Here is an 18,758-nt window from a genome sequence, read left to right as displayed (position 1 = left end):
TGGCAACGGCGGCGGGAACCGCAGCCGTTCCCGCGGGCGCAGCGGTGCTGCGGCCAGCAGCGGCGGCGGCTCGCACAGCGCATCGTCGTTCAGCGCCGGTCGTCGCTGAGCCTCACGTTCTTCGACAACGTCCTGCGTTGCGGTTGCTTCGGCAACCGTGGTGCGGGACGTTGTTCATTCGGTGAGCCTTGACTCTCAGGGCGGGCGTGCTCAACTGGGTGTGACCTACTGACACATCGCGAAGGAGTGCAACGCATGAGCTTCATCGACAAGGCCAAGAACGCCGCAGAGGACGCAGTCGGCAAGGTGAAGGAAGCGGTGGGCGACGCCACCGGCAACGACAGCCTCGAGGCCGACGGCAAGACCGACCAGGCCGAAGCCAGCGTCAAGGACGCCGGCGAGAAGGCCAAGGACCTCGGCAACGACCTGAAGGACAAGTTCTGATCGGTTGATCGGACGACGTGTGGGTCCTGACGCAACAGTTGCGTCAGGACCCACACGTTTCTCGGTGGTGCTGGTGGTCGCGTCCTCAGGCCGTGAGCAGGCCGATGCCCAGGCTGAGCAGTCCTGCTCCGAGCACGACTGCGCCGATCACGACCAGGGACATGAACGCGTTTGGTTCGGTGCGCCCGCGGCCCATCGAGGCGAAGAAGAACCCGCCGGGCATCAGCAGTGCCGCGATCGGTACGCCGGCCCGGGAGAGCCAGTCGAAGAAGCCGGTCTGTGTGGTCGAGTCCGCGATCAGCTGGCACAGCAGACCGAGCAGCAGCAGCACTCCGGCGTGGGCGTGACCGGCCCGCGCGAACTTCTCCTGGAACGGCGTGGCCGGAGCCTTCCCGCGAACGATCGCGAGCATGTAGGCACCACCGGTCTCGACCGTCACCAGGGACAGCAGCAGGATCCCGGCGAGGATGCGTGATTCGTCGGACATGGTGGAACCTCCCATATAGATAGTGAACTATCTAATAGTTGGATAGTTCACTGGCCAATGTCAAGGGGTCAATGCCAAGATGTCTGTCATGTGGATGTCCGAGCTCTCCCAGCGCAGCGGCGTACCGGTGCCGACCGTGAAGTTCTACCTGCGCGAGAAGCTGCTCCAATCGGGCGTCGCAACGGGTGCCACCAGGGCGGTCTACGACGAGAGCCACGTCGATCGGTTACGGCTGATTCGCGCACTGGTCGATGTCGGAGGCATGAGCCTCGACCGGGTGCGCGCGGTGATCGCCGCGGTCGACGACACGGGCCGTGACCTCCACGAGGTGCTCGCCAGTGCGCACGAAGAGCTCTCTCCGGTGCCCGAGCGCGAGCCCAGTGCCGAGTCGCGCGACCGCGTCGCGCGTCTGGTCAGGACGCGTCGCTGGAAGGTGACGCCACAGGGCCGCCACTCCGAGGCGTTGGCGGCAGCGCTCGACACGCTCGAGGAGGCAGGTCAGGGCCTTCCCGACGACGCCCTGACGACGTACGCCGACGCCGCCGCACTGGTGGCGAAGGGCGAGGTCGGCAGCATGTCTGGCGCCAGTCGAGAGGGTGCGGCGACCTACGCCGTGCTCGGGACGGTGCTGGCCGAGCCCGTACTGCTGACCCTGCGGCGACTGGCTCACGAGAACCTGTCGAGTCGCCGGTTCGGTCGCGCGTCGGCACGCTCATGATGCCGCCCTCGGGGCTGGACGCCGACGGGGCTGGGGCTGCGAGAGCTCGCCGAGTACGGCCGGGTGACAGAACAGCAACCCTCGCGTGACGCCGAGGCCCATCCCCAGGGCATGGCCGAAGCGGCCGCCCGCGCCGTCAGGTCACTGAGTCGCCGCGGTGGCGAGCAGGGCGGCGTACTTGCGGCGATGACGCGGAGGAACCAGGGCTCGCAGGGCGATCGCGGTCTGCGCGGTGGTGAACTCGGCGGGGGTGTAGCGGCGTTCGTAGTACCAGTGCTTGAGCGCCCACGAATGCGCAAGTAGCAGGAGGTTGTAGGCCTCGAGGTCGACGTCGACCACGTCGAGCACGCCACTGTCGCGCCCCGCCCGCAAGGCCTCCCGCAGGGGCTCCATGGTGGAAAGCTCGAGCTCCATGATGCGGTGGCGCCCCTCGGCGCTGAGCTGCTTGGTTGCGCGATAGGTCAGGACGACCGCGTAGCGCTGGTCATCGATGACCTCGCAGAGTGCCCGCAGTCCGGCCGCCAGACGGTGGACCGGATCCTCGCCGGCCTCGTCCATGGCGCGGGGGACCTCGGTGCCGAATGCGTCGAGCACGTTGAGGATCACGGCCAGCAGCAGCTCGTCCTTGCCGCCGAAGTAGCGGTAGATGAGCCCGACACTCACGCCTGCCTCCGTGGCGAGGGACTGCATCGACACGGACTCCGGGCCGTCACGATCCATCAGTCGGGCCGCGGCCTCGAGCAGTTGTGCGCTGCGCTGCTCGGCGCGGGCCTGGCGCGCCGCCTCTGCGGGATCGGTGTCGATCGTCATGCGTCCTCCTGAGCGGGACTGCGGAATGAACCTCGGTTCACTTTATCCCATGGATCCCTTGACAGTGACGATGAAATGAATCTAGATTCATTCACAGTGAAGCAAGATTCATTTCTGATCCAACCGTCGATCCGAAAGGTCGCCCGACATGACGAACTTCGAAGACATCACCTACGTCGTTGAGGACACCGCGGCGATCATCACGATCAACCGGCCGCACCGCTACAACGCCTTCCGCGCGCAGACCGTCGAAGAGCTGCTCAACGCGTTCCAGCTCGCGTGGTCCGACACCCAGGTGCAGTCGGTGATCCTCACCGGTGCCGGCGAGAAGGCGTTCTGCACAGGAGGCGACGTCAAGCAGCGAGCCGAGACCGGCGACTACGGGCCGAGCGAGGCGGGCCGGTTCATGATCGGCGACCTGCACAAGGTCATGCGTGACATCCCCAAGCCGGTCATCGCCGCAGTCAACGGCGTCGCGGTCGGCGGTGGCCACGTGCTCCACGTGCTGGCCGACCTCACCATCGCCGCCGACACCGCGAAGTTCGGTCAGGCCGGTCCTCGGGTCGGCTCGTTCGACGCTGGTTTCGGCTCCGCCTTCCTGGCTCGTGTGGTGGGGGAGAAGCGGGCTCGCGAGATCTGGTACCTCACCCGCCAGTACGACGCCAAGACCGCCGAGGACTGGGGCCTGGTCAACTGGGTCGTTCCCGCTGCCGACCTGCTCGACGAGGCCAAGAAGGTCGCCGCCGACATCGGCAAGCAGAGCCCGACCGCGATCCGGTTCCTCAAGCAGTCGTTCAACGCGGACACCGACCACCAGGCAGGCCTGTCCAACCTCGCGATGACCGCGCTCGACCTGTTCGTCGCCGCTCCCGAGGGCCTCGAGGGCGCCGCTGCCTTCTCCGAGAAGCGCGCCCCCGAGTTCGCCAAGCACGCCAACTGGCACTGATTCCGCGAACCCCAGGCAAGGAGACGGTCATGGACTACTCGCTCGACGAGGAGCAGGAAGCGTTCCGGACGGAGGTGCGCCGGTTCTCCGGCAAGGTGCTGGCCCCGCACTACCAGAGCGACGACAAGGCGGCCGAGTTCCGCCGCCAGCTCGCCCTCGACATGGCCGGCCTCGGGCTGACCGGTCTCCGGATCCCGGAGGAGTACGGCGGCCAGGATGCCACCGCCGTGATCGCCGGGCTGGCGGCCGAGGAGGTGGGCCGGGCCGACTTCAACGCCACCTACCTCATCATCAACACCGCCTTGATCAGCGATGTCATCGTCCGCAACGCGACCGATGAGCAGAAGGCTGCTTGGCTGCCAGGCATCGCCGACGGAACCACCGTGCCGTGCATCTGCATCACCGAGCCGGGTCACGGCACCGATGCCGCCAGCCTCGAGCTGAAGGCCGTGCCGGACGGGGAGGGCTGGAGGCTCCAGGGAGAGAAGACCTCCATCACCCTGGGTATGGCCGCCGACCGTGCCGTCGTCCTCGCCCGCACCGGCGGCCCCGGGGCCAGGGGCGTCAGCGCCTTCTGGGTGGATCTCAGCCATGAGTCGGTGAGCCGCTCGGCCTTCGACGACCTCGGCAGCCGCGCGATCGGCCGCGCCTCACTGCACTTCGACGGTACGCCGGTGACTCGGGCCGATCTGATCGGCAACGAGGGCGACGGCTTCGTCTCGGTCATGCAGGGGTTCGACTACTCCCGGGCGATCATCGGCCTGGCCTGTCTGGGGGCCGCGCAGGCCTCACTCGACGAGGCCACCCAGTGGGCCCGAGACAGGGAGGCCTTCGGTCAGCCGATCGGCAGGTTCCAGGGCGTGGCGTTCCCGCTGGCCGAACACGCGACGTACATCACCGGCGCCCGTCACGTGTGCCTCGAGGCGCTGTGGAAGAAGGACAACGACCTCGAGCACTCGGCCGAGGCCGCGATGGCGAAGTTCTGGGCGCCGAAGCTGTCGGTCGACGTGATCCACCAGTGTCTGCTGACCCTGGGACACCTGGGCTACTCCACGGAGAGCCCGGTCGGCCAGCGGCTCCGTGACGTCATCGGCCTCGGGATCGGCGACGGCACCGCCCAGGTCTCGAAGCTCGTCATCTCGCGTGACCTGCTCGGTCGTGCCTACGCACCCTGACCACCAACCTCATCCATCAAGGAGTCCAATCATGGGAAAGCTCGACGACAAGATCGCGATCGTCACCGGCGCCGGCCAGGGCATCGGCAAGGCCATCGCCGAGAAGCTCTCTGCCGAAGGTGCGACGGTGGTCGTCACCGACATCAACGAAGCCACGGCGAAGGAGACCGCCGAGCGGCTGGGAAACGCCTCCGTCGGCATTCGGACGGATGTCACCGACCCCGCCTCGGTGGAGGCGATGGTCGAGCAGGTGACGACCCAGTTCGGTCGAGTCGACGTGCTCGTCAACAACGCCGGCTGGGACAAGGCCAGCCCGTTCATGGACTCCGACCGGGCTGACTGGGAACGCGTCATCGCGATCAACCTCTTCGGCGTGCTGAACACCTCCAAGGCCGTGCTGCCGGTGATGGCTGCACAAGGATCGGGCTCGGTCGTGAACCTGGGCTCGGACGCCGGCCGGGTGGGCTCGTCGGGCGAGGCGGTCTACTCCGCAGCCAAGGGCGGCGTCATTGCGTTCACCAAGGCCACCGCCCGCGAGATGGCCCGCCACCAGGTCAACGCCAACTGCGTGTGCCCCGGCCCGACCGACACCGCGCTCTTCGCCTCGATGGGCGGCGACAACCCCAAGCTGCGCGAGGCCCTGACCAAGGCGATCCCGTTCCGCCGCCTCGCCCAACCCGACGACCTCGCCAACGTGGTCGCCTTCTTCGCCTCTGACGAAGCCAACTTCGTCACCGGCCAGACCGTCAGCGTCAGCGGCGGTCTCACCATGAGCTGACCGGAGACCGCCATGAGCTTCGAGACGATCCTGACCCCCGAGAAGATCGAGCAGTACACCAGTCAGGGCTACTGGCTCGACCGAACGATCACCGACTTCCTCGACGACTGGGCAGCCCGTACGCCGGACAAGGTGGCCTTCGTGGACCCGCGACGCGCCATCACCTACGGCGAGCTCAAGGACGAGGTGGACCGGGCGGCTCTGCGGCTCCTGGACCTGGGCGTCGAGCCCGGCGACGTGGTCTCCTTCCAGCTGCCGAACTGGATCGAGTGGATCGTCGTCCACTACGCCGCGACCCGCATCGGCGCCATCAGCAACCCGTTGATCCCGATCTATCGCCAACGCGAGGTCGGCTTCATGGTGGGCCTCGCGGAGTCGAAGGTGATCGTCGTACCCAGGGACTTCCGCGGGTTCGACTACCCGGCGATGGTCGACGAGCTGCGTGGCGACTGGCCGGCGCTCCAGCACGTGCTGGTCGTCGGTGGTGACGGCGATGACTCGTGGGCCTGGTTCCTGGCCCGCGAGACCACCCGCGACGTGGCCGAGCTGGCTGCGCTGCGGCCGGACCCCAACGACGTCACCCTGCTGATCTTCACCTCGGGAACCACGGGGGAGCCGAAGGGTGTCATGCACACCCACAACACCGTGGTCGCGGCCAACGACGCGCTGCCCCAGCGGCTCGGCATCACCACCGACACGGTGTTCCACATGGCATCGACGCTGGCCCACCTGACCGGCTTCCTCTACGGAGCACGGCTCAACGTGCAGAACGGCGCCACCGCGGTGTTGCAGGACGTCTGGGACGCGCACACGTTCGTGGAGCTGGTCGCCGAGCACGGCATCACCTACACCTCGGCGGCGACCCCGTTCCTGCACGACACCCTCAACGCCGACAACCTCGCCGAGCACGACCTCTCGTCGCTCACGCGCTTCTGCTGCATGGGGGCGCCGATCCCGCGGGCCATCGTCCGCGAGGCCCGCACCAAGTTGCCCGACATGGTGGTGCTCGGCGGCTGGGGACAGTCCGAGAACGGCCTGGTCACCCTCGGCATCCCCGGCGACCCGGAGGAGAAGATCATCGAGCGCGACGGATATCCCTGGCCCGGCATGCAGGTCCGCACCGTCGACGTGCTCGGCGAGGCGGTGCCGGCAGGCAGGGAAGGTCGACTCCAGGTGCGTGGCCCGTTCCTCTTCGTCGGCTACGCGCGACGCCTGGAGATGACTCGCGAGCTCTTCCGCGACGGCTGGTTCGACACCGGCGACCTGGCCGAGATCGATGACGAGGGCTACGTCAACATCTCAGGGCGGACCAAGGACGTCATCATCCGCGGTGGCGAGAACATCCCGGTCTCCTACATTGAGAACGTGCTCTACGAGAACCCCAAGCTCGAGACCGTCGCGCTGGTCGCCGTACCCGACCCGAGACTGCAGGAGCGCGCCTGTGCCTGCGTGGTCCTCAAGGACGGCGTCGAGGAGTTCACCTTCGAGGAGATGAAGGCCTTTCTCGCCGACAAGGGTGTGGCCAAGCAGTACTGGCCCGAGGAGCTGCGGGTGCTCACGGACTTCCCGAAGACCCCGAGCGGCAAGATCCAGAAGTTCCAGCTGCGGGAGCAGGTGCAGGCATGAGGTACGAGACCCTGCTCGTGGAGGTCACCGACCGGGTGGCGTTCGTGACGATCAACCGCCCGGACGTGCGCAACGCGGTCAGCCGCGAGGTGCAGGACGACCTGCGCCACCTCCTGGCCGTGGCCCGTGACGACGACGGCATCGGGGCTGTGGTGTTCACCGGCGCGGGGGAGAAGGCGTTCATCGCCGGCGCCGACATCGCCCAGCTCGCCGACTACACGCTGCACACCGGACTGACCTCGGAGATGCAGCGGCTGTACGACGAGATCGAGGCGTTCGAGAAGCCGACGATCGCGGCGGTCAACGGGTTCGCGCTCGGTGGCGGCTGCGAGCTGGCGATGGCCTGCGACATCCGCATCGCCTCCGACAACGCCAGGTTCGGGCTGCCCGAGACCAACCTGGCGGTGCTGCCCGGAGCCGGCGGCACCCAGCGGCTGGCCCGCCTGGTCGGCACGGGGCGTGCGATCGAGCTGATCCTCACCGGCCGCATGGTCGCTGCCGACGAAGCCCTCGCCATCGGCCTGGTCACGAGCGTCGTACCCCCGGCGGGGCTGCTGGCGCAGGCCGCCGAGGTCGCCGGCCAGATCCTGGCCAAGGGACCGCTCGCCGTGCGACTGGCCAAGCTCGTCGTGCGCTCCGGCATGGACGCCGACCAGCGCACCGGCCTGGTGGTCGAGCGGCTGGCGCAGGCGCTGCTCTACACCTCCGACGACAAGCGGGAGGGCACCGAGGCGTTCCTGGCCAAGCGCACCCCCGCCTTCACCGGGAGCTGACATGGAGATCACGAGGATCCTGGTGGTCGGCTCCGGGGCGATGGGCTCCCAGATCGCGATGGTCTGCGCGCTGACCGGGCTCGAGGTCTCCGTGCAGGACCTGGCCGAGGCCTCGCTCGAGAAGGCGCAGACCGAGCTGCGGAGCCGGATGGACCGCAGCGTCGCCAAGGGCCGGATCGGCGCCGACGAGCGGGACCTGGCGTTCGCCCGGATCACGTTCGGCACCGACCTGCCCGCCGCCGCGAAGGGAGCCGACTTCGTGATCGAGGCCGCCGTCGAGAAGCTCGAGGTGAAGCGTGAGTTGTTCGCCGAGCTCGACCGGCTCACCCCCGAGCACACGATTCTGGCCACCAACTCGTCATCGTTCGTGCCGTCGAAGATCGCCGACGCCACCAGCCGCCCGGACCGGGTGGTGAACATGCACTTCTTCAACCCTGCCTTGGTGATGAGGTGCGTCGAGGTGGTCCGCGGGCCGCAGACCTCCGACGCCACGGTTGCGACGACGGTCGAGCTGGCCGAGCGAATCGGCAAGCTGCCCGTCGTGCTCGACAAGGAGATCCCCGGCTTCGTCGCCAACCGCCTGTTGAACGCCGTGCGCGACGAGGCGATCCGGCTGCTCGAGGGCGGCTACGCCTCAGTCGAGGCGATCGACACGGCCGCCCGCACCGCACTCGGCCACCCGATGGGCCCGTTCGAGCTGATGGATCTCACCGGCATCGACATCGGCTACCACACCAAGCAGGCCCGGTACGACGAGACCGGCGACCCGGCCGACCTCCCCTCGCGCAGCGTCACCGAGAAGGTCGAACGCGGGGAGCTGGGCCGCAAGACCGGCACGGGCTGGTACGACTACACCGAACAAGGAGACCACTGAGATGGACCTGACCCTGACCGAGGACCAGATCGGATTCCAGAAGCTGGCCCGGGAGTTCCTCGACAACGAGGTGGTGCCGCATCGCGCCGAGTGGGACCGCCGTGAGTCGGTCGACACCGCCATCATTGCCAAGCTCGGCGAGGTCGGCTTCTTCGGGCTGACCATCCCCGAGGAGTACGGCGGCCTCGGCGGCGACTACATCACCTACTGCATCGGCATGGAAGAGCTCGGCCGGGCCGACTCGTCGGTGCGCGGCATCGTGTCCGTCTCGATGGGTCTCTTCGGCAAGATCGTGCTCGACCACGGCACCGAGGAGCAGAAGCAGGAGTGGCTCCCGGGCATCGCGAACGGGACGAAGCTCGGTTGCTTCGGGCTCACCGAGCCCGACAACGGCTCCGATGCGGGCAACCTGAAGACCCGCGCAGTCCGCGATCTCCCCGGAGACGAGCAGAGCGACTACCTGATCACCGGCAGCAAGATCTTCATCACCAACGGCACCTGGGCCGACGTCTGCATCGTCTTCGCCCGCACCGGCGAGCCCGGCCCGAAGGGTGTCTCGGCGTTCCTGGTCCCCACCGACGCCCCCGGCTTCACCCGCACCGAGATCCACGGCAAGCTCGGGCTGCGTGGCCAGGCCACCGCCGAGCTCAGCTTCGACAAGGTGCGCGTGCCGGCCAGCGCCCGGGTCGGCGCCGAGGGTGAGGGCTTCAAGATCGCGATGAAGTCGCTCGACAAGGGCCGGGTCTCCGTCGCCGCCGGCTGCACCGGCATCATCCAGGGCTGTCTGGAGGCCGTGGTGTCCTACAGCCAGGAGCGCACCCAGTTCGGCCGACCGCTGGCATCGTTCCAGATGATCCAGGACATGATCGCCGAGATCTCCGTCGACGCCGACGCGGCGCGCCTGCTCACCTGGCGCGCCGCCGACCTGATCGAACGAGGCATCCCGTTCGCGACCGAGGCGTCCAAGGCCAAGTACTTCGCGTCCGAGGCGGCGGTCAAGGCCGCCAACCTCGCGATCTCGGCCTTCGGCGGCTACGGGTACGTCGACGAGTACCCGGTGCAGAAGTACATGCGCGATGCGCGTGTGATGACGCTCTACGAAGGCACCTCCCAGATCCAGAAGCTCCTCATCGGGCGCGCCGAGACCGGTGTCAGCGCCTTCCTCTGAAAGGACATCCCTCATGGCAACCACACCCCAGTCCCCGTTGGGTTTCGTGAACACCGACTCCCTCCTCAGCGAGGAGGACATCGCGATCCGCGACACCGTGCGCAAGCACGTCGAGGAGAAGGTGAAGCCGAACCTCGCCGGTTGGTATGAGTCGGCGTCGATCCCGGCCCGCGAGCTGGCCAAGGAGCTCGGTGACCTCGGCGTGCTGGGCATGCACCTCGAGGGCTACGGCTGCGCCGGCACGTCGGCGACGGCGTACGGCCTGGCCTGCATGGAGCTCGAGGCGGGGGACTCGGGGCTTCGCTCCCTGGTCTCGGTGCAGGGGTCGTTGGCGATGTTCGCGATCTGGAAGCACGGCTCGGAGGAGCAGAAGCGGGAGTGGCTGCCGCGGATGGCGGCCGGCGAGGCGATCGGGTGCTTCGGGCTGACCGAGCCCGACTTCGGGTCGAACCCCGGCGGCATGCGCACCCGTGCCCGCAAGGACGGCACCGACTGGATCCTGTCCGGCAACAAGATGTGGATCACCAACGGATCGGTGGCCGACGTGGCCGTGGTGTGGGCGCAGACCGAGGAGGGGATCCGCGGGTTCGTCGTCCCCACCGACACGCCTGGCTTCTCGGCCCCGGAGATCAAGCAGAAGATGTCGCTGCGCGCCTCGGTCACCTCCGAGCTGGTGCTCGACAACGTGCGCCTGCCCGGCTCGGCGATGCTTCCGAACGTGGTCGGCCTGTCCGGACCGCTGTCGTGCCTCAACGAAGCGCGATTCGGGATCGTGTTCGGTGCTCTCGGTGCGGCACGCGACTGCCTCGAGACCGCGATCGCCTACGCGAAGGACCGCGAGATCTTCGACAAGCCGTTGGCCGGCTTCCAGCTGACACAGGCGAAGCTCGCCGACATGACCCTCGAGCTGGGCAAGGGGATGCTGCTCGCGCTGCACCTGGGCCGGCTCAAGGACGAGGGCAGGTTGGACCACCGCCAGGTGTCACTGGGCAAACTCAACAACACCCGCGAGGCGATCAAGATTGCTCGCGAGTGCCGCACGATCCTCGGCGCCGCCGGCATCACGCTGGAGTACCCCTTGATGCGGCACGCCAACAACCTCGAGTCCGTGCTGACCTATGAGGGGACCTCCGAGGTGCACCAGCTGATCATCGGCCAAGCCGTGACCGGCGAGTCGGCGTACCGCTGACGCTACCGCTGCTCGCGGAAGGGATGCGCGCGGTAGACCCCGAGGATGCGGATCTCGGTGGTGAAGAACTCCAGCTCCTCCAGGGCACGCGCGAGTGCGGGCTCGTCGGGATGCCCCTCGACGTCGGCAAGGAACACGGTGGCGTTGAACTCGCCGTCGACCATGTAGGACTCGAGCTTGGTCATGTTCACCCCGTTCGTGGCGAACCCGCCCAGCGCCTTGTAGAGCGCGGCCGGCAGGTTGCGCACCCGGAACACGAAGGTCGTCACGGTCAGCTCGTCCGACACGGGGGGTACGACGGACTCGCGGGCGAGCACCACGAAACGGGTGGTGTTGTGCTGCTCGTCCTCGACATTGGCGGCGAGGGTCTCGAGGCCGTAGATCTCGCCGGCGAGCGCGGTGGCCAGCGACGCACGGCTCGGGTCGCCGGCCTCGGCGACCTCGCGGGCGGAACCGGCGGTGTCGCCCGCCATCACCGGCTTCACCCCGAGATCGTGAATGATGCGGCGGCACTGGCCGAGCGCGTGGATGTGGCTGTGCACCGTCCTGATCGAGTCGCGGGTCGCGCCCGGGACGGCCAGCAGCTGGAAGTGGATCGGCAGGAAGTACTCCCCGACGATGTGCAGCCCTGAGTCCGGCAGGGCGTGGTGGATGTCGGCGACCCGGCCGTTGCTGGAGTTGTCGATCGGGATCATCGCCAGCTCGGCCGACCCCTCCTGCACGGCGGCGAAGGCGTCCTCGAAGGAAGCACAGGGCAGCGGCTCGCCGTCGGGGAAGACATCGCGCACCGCGATGTCGGAGTTGGCGCCGGGCTCACCCTGGTAGGCGATCTTCTTCGCAGTCACCGGAGCATCTTCGCAGCCCGGTGTCGATGCCGACCCGGGCGTTCACCCTGTGCACCTCTCGCGGAGGCGTCGGCGCGGCCGCGTAACCTGACCCCGGGTCCGGACCGTCGGGCCGTCGCGAAGAGAACGAGGAATCACCAGATGAGCTTTGAGGCACCCGTCGTCACCGTTGCCGGATCCACCGACGCCAACGCGCCCCTCGTGGTGCTGCTGCACGGCCGCGGAGCAGACGAGTCCTCGATCCTCGCGCTCGCCGAGCAGCTTCCGGAGGGGCCGGCGTACGCCGCGGTGCGCGCACCGATCGCCGAGGGCGGCGGCTACGCCTGGTTCGAGAACCGTGGCATCGGGCGTCCCGTCGAGGAGTCCCTGGCCGAGACCATCGCCTGGTTCCGGAAGTGGCTCGACGAGGTCGCGCCGCTCGGACGCACCGTGATCCCGGTCGGCTTCAGCGGGGGCGCCGCCTTCGCGGGGGGCCTCGTGCTCAGCGACCCCCAGCGCTTCGCGGGGCTGGCCGTGCTCAACGGAACGCTGCCCTGGGACGCCGGCCTGCCGGTCGAGGTCGCCCACCTGGCCGGGCTCCCGGTCTTCCTCGTGCACGGCGAGCAGGACCTCGTCATCCCGACCGACCTCACCCGGCGCACCTGGGACTACCTGACCGGCGACTCCGGTGCGGCCACGTTGGCCCGGCGTGACCCCGGCGCCCACGTGATCTCCGACGAGACGGTCGCCGAACTCGGGGACTGGCTCTCTCGCCGCCTGCACCACCTCGAGACCGTCGGTGCCGCGCTCGTGGGCCGCGCCGAGACGGTGGCCTGGCCGACGCTGCCTGACGGGTTGCCGGCCCGGGCGGGCGCTCGTCCGTTGGTGAGCTGGGCCTACCCGCAGCAGCAGTTCTCCGACCAGTCCCCGCACGAGCTCCAGAGCGCGCTCTTCGACCGCATCACGCGTGCCGACGGGGTCAACGTCGGTGAGTCCCAGGTCGCCGTACCCGGCTCGCGCGCGTTCTTCCTGGCCGAGGCCGCCGGACCAGCCGAGGCGTTCGTCGTGGCCGAGGAGAACGAGTTCGCCCACCTGCACCCGCTCTACGACACGTCGCTGCACCTGACCCTGCCGAACGACCTGGCCGCCGACGCGATCGCCCAGGGCTGGGCGCAGCCGCACATGCACGCCGGCACCCGCAAGTCACCCGGGTTCGTCCTGGTCTACGGGCCGCGCACCGAGGCCGAGGTCGAGGTCGTGGCCGGCATCGTCGAGGCCTCGCGCCTCTATGCGCTGGGGGCGTGACCGCTCCGTCCTGGGCTACTCGGTGCGGCGGACGATCTCCTCGCGCATCTGTTCGTTGACCGCGCGCTCGTACGCCGACACGAGCGCGGCGATCGACAGCGGCTTGAGCAGCTCGACGGCCTCGGTGAGGTCCTCGTCGCTGGCGCCCGAGTCGCGGTAGGCCGGCCAGACCTTCTTGCGGAAGATGTCGAGCATGTCCGCGGCCAGCCCTGCGGCATGCCGGTCGTAGATGCCGCGGGTGGCCTCGGCGCTCTCGAGGGGGTAGCCGAACCCGATCAGGCGCACCCCTGCGTCGAGGTGGGCCAGCGTGACGTCGTACCTCCCCTTGCCTGTTGCGGTGAGGATGCCGAGTGCCTCGAGCGTCTCGATCTCGGCGGCTGAGAGCTCACGACCGGCCCGTTCGTGGAGCTCGGCGAGGGTGAGGGTCTCCGGGTGCTCTGCCATCCAGGGCGCCAGCAGCGCGCGGTGCAGGCTGACCGCGGAGGGCGGGGCGTCGCCGGGGATCCTGGCCACGTACTTCTCGATCGCGGCGAGGGTGAACCCGTGGGCCTGGAGCTCGGCGACGAGCTCGAGGCGGGCCACGTGCTCGGCGGTGTAGTAGCCGGACCGGCCACGGCGGATCGGCGACGGCACGAGTCCGCGGGTCGTGTAGAAGCGCACGTTGCGCACGCTCATGCCGACGCGCTTGCACAGCTCGTCGAGCGTCATCAACTCCTTGAGAGAATCGACAGGCTCCTGCATTCGCCACCGTCCTGACCTATGACCGGGATCACATGGTGGCCCACCTTGACCACCATGACAGTAATAGTGTCACAATCAGGGGGTTGGTTGTGAGTCCGCTCGACAACCGCTCACCACACTCCACGAGGTAACAGGAACAGGGACGGTCATGGCTGAAGCATTCGTGTACGACCACATTCGTACGCCGCGCGGCAAGGGCAAGGCGAACGGCTCACTGCACGAGGTGAAGCCGGTCGACCTCGCTGCGGGGCTGCTCAAGGAGATCCAGGCGCGCAACCCCGGCCTGGACCCCAACCGCATCGACGACGTCGTGCTCGGCGTGGTCTCGCCGATCGGTGACCAGGGTGGCGACATCGCGAAGACGGCCGCGCTCAAGGCCGGCCTGCCCGACACCGTGGCCGGCGTGCAGCTCAACCGTTTCTGCGCCTCCGGGCTCGAGGCCGTCAACCAGGCCGCCTCCCGCGTCCGCGGCGGCTTCGAGGACCTGATCCTCGCCGGCGGCGTCGAGGCGATGAGCCGGGTGCCGATGGGCTCCGACGGCGGCGCCTGGGCGATGGACCCGTCCACCGCGCTGGCCACCGGCTTCGTGCCGCAGGGCATCGGTGCCGACCTGATCGCCACCCTCGAGGGCTGGAACCGAGAGGACGTCGACGCGTTCGCGGCCGAGTCGCAGGCCCGCGCGGCCAAGGCCCAGGCCAACGGCTACTTCGACGCAGCTGTGATCCCGGTCAAGGACATCAACGGCCTGACCGTCCTGGAGAAGGACGAGTTCATCCGTCCCGGCACGACGGTCGAGAGCCTCTCGGGCCTCAAGCCGAGCTTCGCCAGCATCGGCGCGGACGCCGGCTTCGACGACGTGGCGCTGGAGAAGTACCACTGGGTCGAGAAGATCAACCACGTCCACCACGCCGGGAACAGCTCCGGCATCGTCGACGGCGCCTCGCTGATCGCGATCGGCACCGAGCAGGTCGGAAAGGACCTCGGCCTCACGCCGCGAGCCCGCATCATCTCCGCGGCCGTCTCGGGCGCCGACCCGACGATCATGCTCACCGGGCCCGCCCCGGCCGCCCGCAAGGCGCTGGCCAAGGCCGGTCTCGAGGTCAGCGACATCGACCTCTTCGAGATCAACGAGGCGTTCGCCGCCGTGGCCATGCGGTTCATGCGCGACATGGGCATCACCTCCGAGATCACCAACGTCAACGGTGGCGCGATCGCGATGGGCCACCCGCTCGGCGCGACCGGCGCGATGATCCTCGGCACGCTCATCGACGAGCTCGAGCGCCGCGACCAGAAGCGCGGCCTCGCCACGCTCTGCGTCGGCGGCGGCATGGGCATCGCGACGATTGTGGAGCTTGTCTGATCGCGCAGCGATCCGACAACCTCCACGAACGTCAATGGTGGTCGAGCGAGCGGCACGGCTGAGGAACGAAGCCGTGACCCGTGTGTCGAGACCCAGTGAGTCGACAGCAGGCCGCCACCCAAGCAATCCCCCCGACGTACCAAGACTTTTCACAGACAAGGACTGAACACATGGTCTCGACAAGCTCGACCACCGAGAACACGGCCGTGCGCTACGAGCGCGACTCAGACGGCATCGTCACCCTCACGATGGACGACCCCACCGCGGGCGCCAACACCATGAACGACCTCTACAAGGACTCGATGGCGGCCGCCGTCGAGCGCCTCCACGCCGAGGTCGACGACGTCACCGGCGTCGTGATCGCCTCCGCGAAGAAGACCTTCTTCGCCGGCGGCAACCTGAAGAACATGGTCAAGACGACCAAGGATGACGCCGCCGAGATCTTCGCGGCGGCCGAGGAGATCAAGGCCGGGCTGCGCAAGCTCGAGACCTACCCACGCCCGGTCGTCGCCGCGATCAACGGCGCAGCCCTCGGCGGTGGCCTGGAGATCTGCCTGGCCACCAACCACCGCATCGCCGTCGACGGCTCCTACAAGATCGGCCTCCCCGAGGCGTCCCTCGGCCTGCTCCCGGGCGGCGGTGGCGTCACCCGCGTGATCCGCATGCTCGGCATCCAATCCGGCCTGATGGACGTGCTGCTCCAGGGCCCGCAGTTCAGCCCGGCCGCCGCCAAGGAGAAGGGCCTCATCGACGAGGTCGTCGCCACCCAGGATGACCTGATCCCCGCCGCCAAGGCATGGATCCAGGACAACAAGGACAACGAAGAGGCCGCCACGAACCCGTGGGACCGGGCCGGCTACAAGATGCCCGGCGGTACGCCGTCCACCCCGAAGCTGGCCGCGTTCCTCCCCGCCTTCCCGGCCCTGCTGCGCAAGCAGCTCAAGGGTGCCGACTACCCGGCGCAGAAGGCGATCCTGTCGGCTGCGGTCGAGGGCGCGCAGGTCGACTTCGACACCGCGTCGCGCATCGAGTCGCGCTACCTGACGAACCTGATCGTCAACCAGGGCTCGAAGAACATGATCCAGGCGTTCTTCTTCGACCTGCAGGCGATCAACTCCGGCTCGCTCCGTCCCGACGGCTTCGAGCGCTTCAAGGCCACCAAGGTCGGCGTCCTCGGTGCCGGCATGATGGGCGCCGGCATCGCCTACTCCTGTGCCCGCGCGGGCATGGAGGTCGTGCTCAAGGACGTCTCCGACGAGAACGCCGCCAAGGGCAAGGCCTACTCCGAGAAGCTGCTCGACAAGGCCATCTCGCGGGGCAAGTCGACCGAGGAGAAGAAGGCCGAGCTGCTCGGTCGGATCACCGCGACCGCCGACCCGGCCGCGCTCAAGGGCTGCGACCTGGTCATCGAGGCCGTCTTCGAGGACCCGTCGCTGAAGAACAAGGTGTTCGCCGAGATCATCGAGCACGTCAACCCCGACGCGCTGCTCTGCTCGAACACCTCGACGCTGCCGATCACCGAGCTGGCCGAGGGCATCGCCCGCCCGGCCGACTTCATCGGTCTGCACTTCTTCAGCCCCGTCGACAAGATGCCGCTGGTGGAGATCATTCGCGGCAAGGAGACCTCCGACGAGGCGCTGGCCAAGGCCTACGACGTCGTGCAGCACATCAAGAAGACCCCGATCGTGGTCAACGACAGTCGCGGCTTCTACACCTCGCGGGTGATCGGGACCCAGATCAACGAGGGCCTGGCCATGCTCGGCGAGGGTGTCCACCCGATCTCCCTGGAGCGCGCGGCCACCCAGGCCGGCTTCCCGGTCGGGCCGCTGCAGATCAGTGACGAGCTGAACATGGAGCTCATGACCAAGATTCGCAAGGCGAACGTCGACGCCGCCGAGAAGGCCGGCATCGACCCGGGCCCGGACCCGGCCGGCGCGGTCATCGCGAAGATGATCGAGGCGGGTCGTCCCTCGCGGCTGAAAGGCGCGGGCTTCTACGAGTACGTCGACGGCCGGCGTCAGGGCATCTGGTCCGGGCTGGCCGAGGCGTTCCCGGTCGCCGAGGAGCAGATCCCGCTCCAGGACATCAAGGACCGGATGCTCTTCGCCGAGGCGATCGAGACCGCGAAGACCTTCGAGGAGGGCGTGATCACCTCGGCGGCCGCCGCCAACATCGGCTCGATCATGGGCATCGGCTTCCCGGCCAACACCGGCGGCGCCGCCCAGTTCATGACCGGCTACGAATACAAGGACGGCGAGAGCTCTGTCATTGGGCTGGCCGCGTTCGTCAAGCGCGCCGAGGAGCTGGCCGCGGCGTACGGCGACCACCTCGCCCCGACGCAGTACCTCAAGGACATGGCGGCGAAGGGCGAGTCCTTCCCCGCCTGACCTGAGGCTCACGAGGCCCGCCGACCCAACCGGTCGGCGGGCCTTCGCCCATTCGGAACGGCTCCGCACGAACGGTCGCTCGCGTGGCGTGTGCCGCCGCCCTCGGGCAGGGTTGACGAGTTGGGTCAACCGTGGCGCGCCCATGACACCCGCTGACGAGTGCCAGGGATGCTCTCACTCTGCCTTCGGCGGGCCCAGCTTCTGCGCGCAGGCCTTGCTCTGCTTCGTGTACGCCGCACCGGACGGGTCGGGCTTCTTCAACGCTGCCGCGACGATCGCCCGGTGCAGCACGGTGTCGTCGATCGCCTCGACGCAGTCGACGTACGTGTCGATGTCCGCGTCGGTTGCCTTCGGGTAGCGGTCGCGGCGACTCTCGACCTGGCCGCGCACGTCCTGACAGGCCACGATCGCGTCGGCGTACCCCTCGGCGACGGAGCGGTCAGTGACCGCCTTCCGTGTCGTGGCGACGGTGAGGTCCTCCTTGAGCAGGCCGCCGTCGATCAGCTTGCGGGTGCCGAGGTCGTTGACCAGGTGCTTGCCGAGACAGATGCCGGTGTCGCGGGCGAAGTCGGTGGGGTCCTGGCCCTGGAACTCGACCGCCAGGGCGCGCGCCGCCTTCTGCTCGTCCCGGCTGAGGGAGGCGTCGTCGTCGCCGCACCCGCTGAGCAGGAGGGTGAGGGCGATTGCCACGAGTGCCCGACGAGTCCGCATGTGCTCATGATGTCAGCCGGGGTAGTTTCCGGGCATGGACTTCTCTCCCTCACCGCGTGCCGCCGACCTGACCGCTCGAGTGGCTGCGTTCCTGCGCGACGAGATCACCCCGATCGAGGGCGACTACCACCACGACCTCGACGAGGCTCGGCGCACCGGTGACCCGTGGACGCCGCTGCCGGTCCTCAAGGAGCTCCAGGCCAAGGCACGCGAACAGGGCCTGTGGAACCTCTTCCTGCCCAAGGAGCACGCCGGGGAGTACGCCGCCCGCTTCGGCACCGACGGCGGTGAGGGGCTGACCAACGTCGACTACGCGCCGATCGCGGAGCTGACCGGGCGCTCGGCGATCGCCCCGCTGATCTTCAACTGCAACGCACCCGACACCGGCAACATGGAGGTGCTGCTCCGCTACGGCACCCAGGAGCAGCGCGACGAGTGGCTC

Annotated in this window: 19 protein-coding genes; 14 read left to right on the top strand and 5 right to left on the bottom strand. The window is 68.5% G+C overall.

Features of this window, described 5'->3' with window-relative positions; all coding sequences use genetic code 11:
- Window positions 1–255 precede the first annotated feature (255 nt).
- On the top strand, window positions 256–444 hold the full coding sequence (locus NJ4_RS22270; protein WP_067440717.1) for a CsbD family protein: 189 nt from the start codon (window positions 256–258) through the stop codon (window positions 442–444).
- 85 nt (window positions 445–529) lie between these two features.
- On the opposite strand, the gene NJ4_RS22265 is transcribed toward NJ4_RS22270, so the two are convergent.
- Window positions 530–931 carry a hypothetical protein gene (locus NJ4_RS22265; protein WP_245644672.1) on the bottom strand — a complete coding sequence of 134 codons (402 nt, stop codon included), beginning with the start codon at window positions 929–931 and terminating at the stop codon, window positions 530–532.
- A 79-nt stretch (window positions 932–1,010) separates the two neighbouring features.
- On the opposite strand from NJ4_RS22265, the gene NJ4_RS22260 reads away from it, so the two are divergent.
- Window positions 1,011–1,649, top strand: coding sequence for a MerR family transcriptional regulator (locus tag NJ4_RS22260; RefSeq protein WP_245644671.1), 639 nt, complete (start codon window positions 1,011–1,013; stop codon window positions 1,647–1,649).
- 141 nt (window positions 1,650–1,790) lie between these two features.
- Here the strand turns inward: NJ4_RS22260 and NJ4_RS22255 are convergent, their stop codons facing one another.
- Complete coding sequence (locus NJ4_RS22255) at window positions 1,791–2,459, bottom strand: TetR/AcrR family transcriptional regulator (protein ID WP_067440708.1); 669 nt, start codon at window positions 2,457–2,459, stop codon at window positions 1,791–1,793.
- Window positions 2,460–2,607: 148 nt separating this feature from the next.
- Here NJ4_RS22255 and NJ4_RS22250 point away from each other — a divergent pair, with 148 nt between their 5' ends.
- Genes NJ4_RS22250 through NJ4_RS22215 form a run of 8 tightly spaced genes read left to right on the top strand, consistent with a single transcriptional unit; the run spans window position 2,608 to window position 10,988 of the window.
- A complete protein-coding gene (locus NJ4_RS22250) occupies window positions 2,608–3,405 on the top strand; it encodes an enoyl-CoA hydratase-related protein (RefSeq protein ID WP_067440705.1) in 798 nt (265 codons plus the stop codon).
- 29 nt (window positions 3,406–3,434) lie between these two features.
- Window positions 3,435–4,580 carry an acyl-CoA dehydrogenase family protein gene (locus NJ4_RS22245; RefSeq protein WP_067440701.1) on the top strand — a complete coding sequence of 382 codons (1,146 nt, stop codon included), beginning with the start codon at window positions 3,435–3,437 and terminating at the stop codon, window positions 4,578–4,580.
- Window positions 4,581–4,611: 31 nt separating this feature from the next.
- The gene (locus NJ4_RS22240) at window positions 4,612–5,358 is read left to right on the top strand and encodes an SDR family NAD(P)-dependent oxidoreductase (protein ID WP_067440698.1); all 747 of its coding nucleotides are present in this window, start codon (window positions 4,612–4,614) and stop codon (window positions 5,356–5,358) included.
- Window positions 5,359–5,370: 12 nt separating this feature from the next.
- Complete coding sequence (locus tag NJ4_RS22235; protein ID WP_067440695.1) at window positions 5,371–6,984, top strand: AMP-binding protein; 1,614 nt, start codon at window positions 5,371–5,373, stop codon at window positions 6,982–6,984.
- Window positions 6,981–7,757 carry an enoyl-CoA hydratase/isomerase family protein gene (locus tag NJ4_RS22230; protein ID WP_067440692.1) on the top strand — a complete coding sequence of 259 codons (777 nt, stop codon included), beginning with the start codon at window positions 6,981–6,983 and terminating at the stop codon, window positions 7,755–7,757. The genes NJ4_RS22235 and NJ4_RS22230 overlap by 4 nt, the downstream gene beginning before the upstream one ends.
- 1 nt (window position 7,758) lies before the next feature.
- Window positions 7,759–8,631, top strand: a complete 873-nt coding sequence (locus NJ4_RS22225; RefSeq protein ID WP_067440689.1) for a 3-hydroxyacyl-CoA dehydrogenase family protein — start codon at window positions 7,759–7,761, stop codon at window positions 8,629–8,631.
- A gap of 1 nt (window position 8,632) precedes the next feature.
- Window positions 8,633–9,799, top strand: a complete 1,167-nt coding sequence (locus NJ4_RS22220) for an acyl-CoA dehydrogenase family protein (protein WP_067440686.1) — start codon at window positions 8,633–8,635, stop codon at window positions 9,797–9,799.
- A gap of 13 nt (window positions 9,800–9,812) precedes the next feature.
- A complete protein-coding gene (locus tag NJ4_RS22215) occupies window positions 9,813–10,988 on the top strand; it encodes an acyl-CoA dehydrogenase family protein (RefSeq protein ID WP_067440682.1) in 1,176 nt (391 codons plus the stop codon).
- A gap of 2 nt (window positions 10,989–10,990) precedes the next feature.
- Here NJ4_RS22215 and NJ4_RS22210 read toward each other — a convergent pair whose 3' ends face one another.
- Window positions 10,991–11,833 (bottom strand): prephenate dehydratase, encoded by an 843-nt coding sequence (locus tag NJ4_RS22210; RefSeq protein ID WP_067440679.1) that lies wholly within the window; start codon window positions 11,831–11,833, stop codon window positions 10,991–10,993.
- A gap of 141 nt (window positions 11,834–11,974) precedes the next feature.
- Between NJ4_RS22210 and NJ4_RS22205 the strand changes: the two genes are divergently transcribed.
- Window positions 11,975–13,117, top strand: a complete 1,143-nt coding sequence (locus tag NJ4_RS22205) for a luciferase domain-containing protein (protein WP_067440676.1) — start codon at window positions 11,975–11,977, stop codon at window positions 13,115–13,117.
- 15 nt (window positions 13,118–13,132) lie between these two features.
- Here NJ4_RS22205 and NJ4_RS22200 read toward each other — a convergent pair whose 3' ends face one another.
- Entirely contained in the window at window positions 13,133–13,825 is a 693-nt protein-coding gene (locus NJ4_RS22200; protein WP_245644670.1) for a MerR family transcriptional regulator, read from the bottom strand.
- Window positions 13,826–14,006: 181 nt separating this feature from the next.
- Here NJ4_RS22200 and NJ4_RS22195 point away from each other — a divergent pair, with 181 nt between their 5' ends.
- Together NJ4_RS22195 and NJ4_RS22190 are read left to right on the top strand one after the other, a co-directional pair.
- Complete coding sequence (locus NJ4_RS22195; protein WP_067440669.1) at window positions 14,007–15,218, top strand: acetyl-CoA C-acetyltransferase; 1,212 nt, start codon at window positions 14,007–14,009, stop codon at window positions 15,216–15,218.
- 170 nt (window positions 15,219–15,388) lie between these two features.
- Window positions 15,389–17,605 carry a 3-hydroxyacyl-CoA dehydrogenase NAD-binding domain-containing protein gene (locus NJ4_RS22190; RefSeq protein ID WP_067440666.1) on the top strand — a complete coding sequence of 739 codons (2,217 nt, stop codon included), beginning with the start codon at window positions 15,389–15,391 and terminating at the stop codon, window positions 17,603–17,605.
- 174 nt (window positions 17,606–17,779) lie between these two features.
- On the opposite strand, the gene NJ4_RS22185 is transcribed toward NJ4_RS22190, so the two are convergent.
- Complete coding sequence (locus tag NJ4_RS22185) at window positions 17,780–18,316, bottom strand: hypothetical protein (RefSeq protein ID WP_067440663.1); 537 nt, start codon at window positions 18,314–18,316, stop codon at window positions 17,780–17,782.
- Window positions 18,317–18,350: 34 nt separating this feature from the next.
- Here NJ4_RS22185 and NJ4_RS22180 point away from each other — a divergent pair.
- On the top strand, window positions 18,351–18,758 hold a 408-nt coding region (locus NJ4_RS22180; protein ID WP_174524624.1), incomplete at its 3' end, for an acyl-CoA dehydrogenase family protein.

Origin of the sequence: Nocardioides jensenii JCM 1364 = NBRC 14755, assembly GCF_001552535.1 — a bacterium.
Lineage (GTDB): Bacteria > Actinomycetota > Actinomycetes > Propionibacteriales > Nocardioidaceae > Nocardioides > Nocardioides jensenii.
The sequence above is the reverse complement of the archived record's forward strand: the minus strand, read 5'-3'. Positions and strand labels throughout refer to the sequence as shown.

Excerpts from the sequence above, each read along its gene's own strand:
- NJ4_RS22235 (WP_067440695.1), top strand. The coding sequence starts at position 5,371 with ATGAGCTTCGAGACGATCCTGACCCCCGAGAAGATCGAGCAGTACACC.
- NJ4_RS22190 (WP_067440666.1), top strand. The coding sequence starts at position 15,389 with ATGGTCTCGACAAGCTCGACCACCGAGAACACGGCCGTGCGCTACGAG.
- NJ4_RS22215 (WP_067440682.1), top strand. The coding sequence starts at position 9,813 with ATGGCAACCACACCCCAGTCCCCGTTGGGTTTCGTGAACACCGACTCC.
- NJ4_RS22250 (WP_067440705.1), top strand. The coding sequence starts at position 2,608 with ATGACGAACTTCGAAGACATCACCTACGTCGTTGAGGACACCGCGGCG.
- NJ4_RS22240 (WP_067440698.1), top strand. The coding sequence starts at position 4,612 with ATGGGAAAGCTCGACGACAAGATCGCGATCGTCACCGGCGCCGGCCAG.
- NJ4_RS22265 (WP_245644672.1), bottom strand. The coding sequence starts at position 931 with ATGTCCGACGAATCACGCATCCTCGCCGGGATCCTGCTGCTGTCCCTG.
- NJ4_RS22230 (WP_067440692.1), top strand. The coding sequence starts at position 6,981 with ATGAGGTACGAGACCCTGCTCGTGGAGGTCACCGACCGGGTGGCGTTC.
- NJ4_RS22245 (WP_067440701.1), top strand. The coding sequence starts at position 3,435 with ATGGACTACTCGCTCGACGAGGAGCAGGAAGCGTTCCGGACGGAGGTG.
- NJ4_RS22220 (WP_067440686.1), top strand. The coding sequence starts at position 8,633 with ATGGACCTGACCCTGACCGAGGACCAGATCGGATTCCAGAAGCTGGCC.
- NJ4_RS22205 (WP_067440676.1), top strand. The coding sequence starts at position 11,975 with ATGAGCTTTGAGGCACCCGTCGTCACCGTTGCCGGATCCACCGACGCC.
- NJ4_RS22260 (WP_245644671.1), top strand. The coding sequence starts at position 1,011 with ATGTCTGTCATGTGGATGTCCGAGCTCTCCCAGCGCAGCGGCGTACCG.
- NJ4_RS22255 (WP_067440708.1), bottom strand. The coding sequence starts at position 2,459 with ATGACGATCGACACCGATCCCGCAGAGGCGGCGCGCCAGGCCCGCGCC.
- NJ4_RS22200 (WP_245644670.1), bottom strand. The coding sequence starts at position 13,825 with ATGACGCTCGACGAGCTGTGCAAGCGCGTCGGCATGAGCGTGCGCAAC.
- NJ4_RS22185 (WP_067440663.1), bottom strand. The coding sequence starts at position 18,316 with ATGCGGACTCGTCGGGCACTCGTGGCAATCGCCCTCACCCTCCTGCTC.
- NJ4_RS22225 (WP_067440689.1), top strand. The coding sequence starts at position 7,759 with ATGGAGATCACGAGGATCCTGGTGGTCGGCTCCGGGGCGATGGGCTCC.
- NJ4_RS22195 (WP_067440669.1), top strand. The coding sequence starts at position 14,007 with ATGGCTGAAGCATTCGTGTACGACCACATTCGTACGCCGCGCGGCAAG.
- NJ4_RS22270 (WP_067440717.1), top strand. The coding sequence starts at position 256 with ATGAGCTTCATCGACAAGGCCAAGAACGCCGCAGAGGACGCAGTCGGC.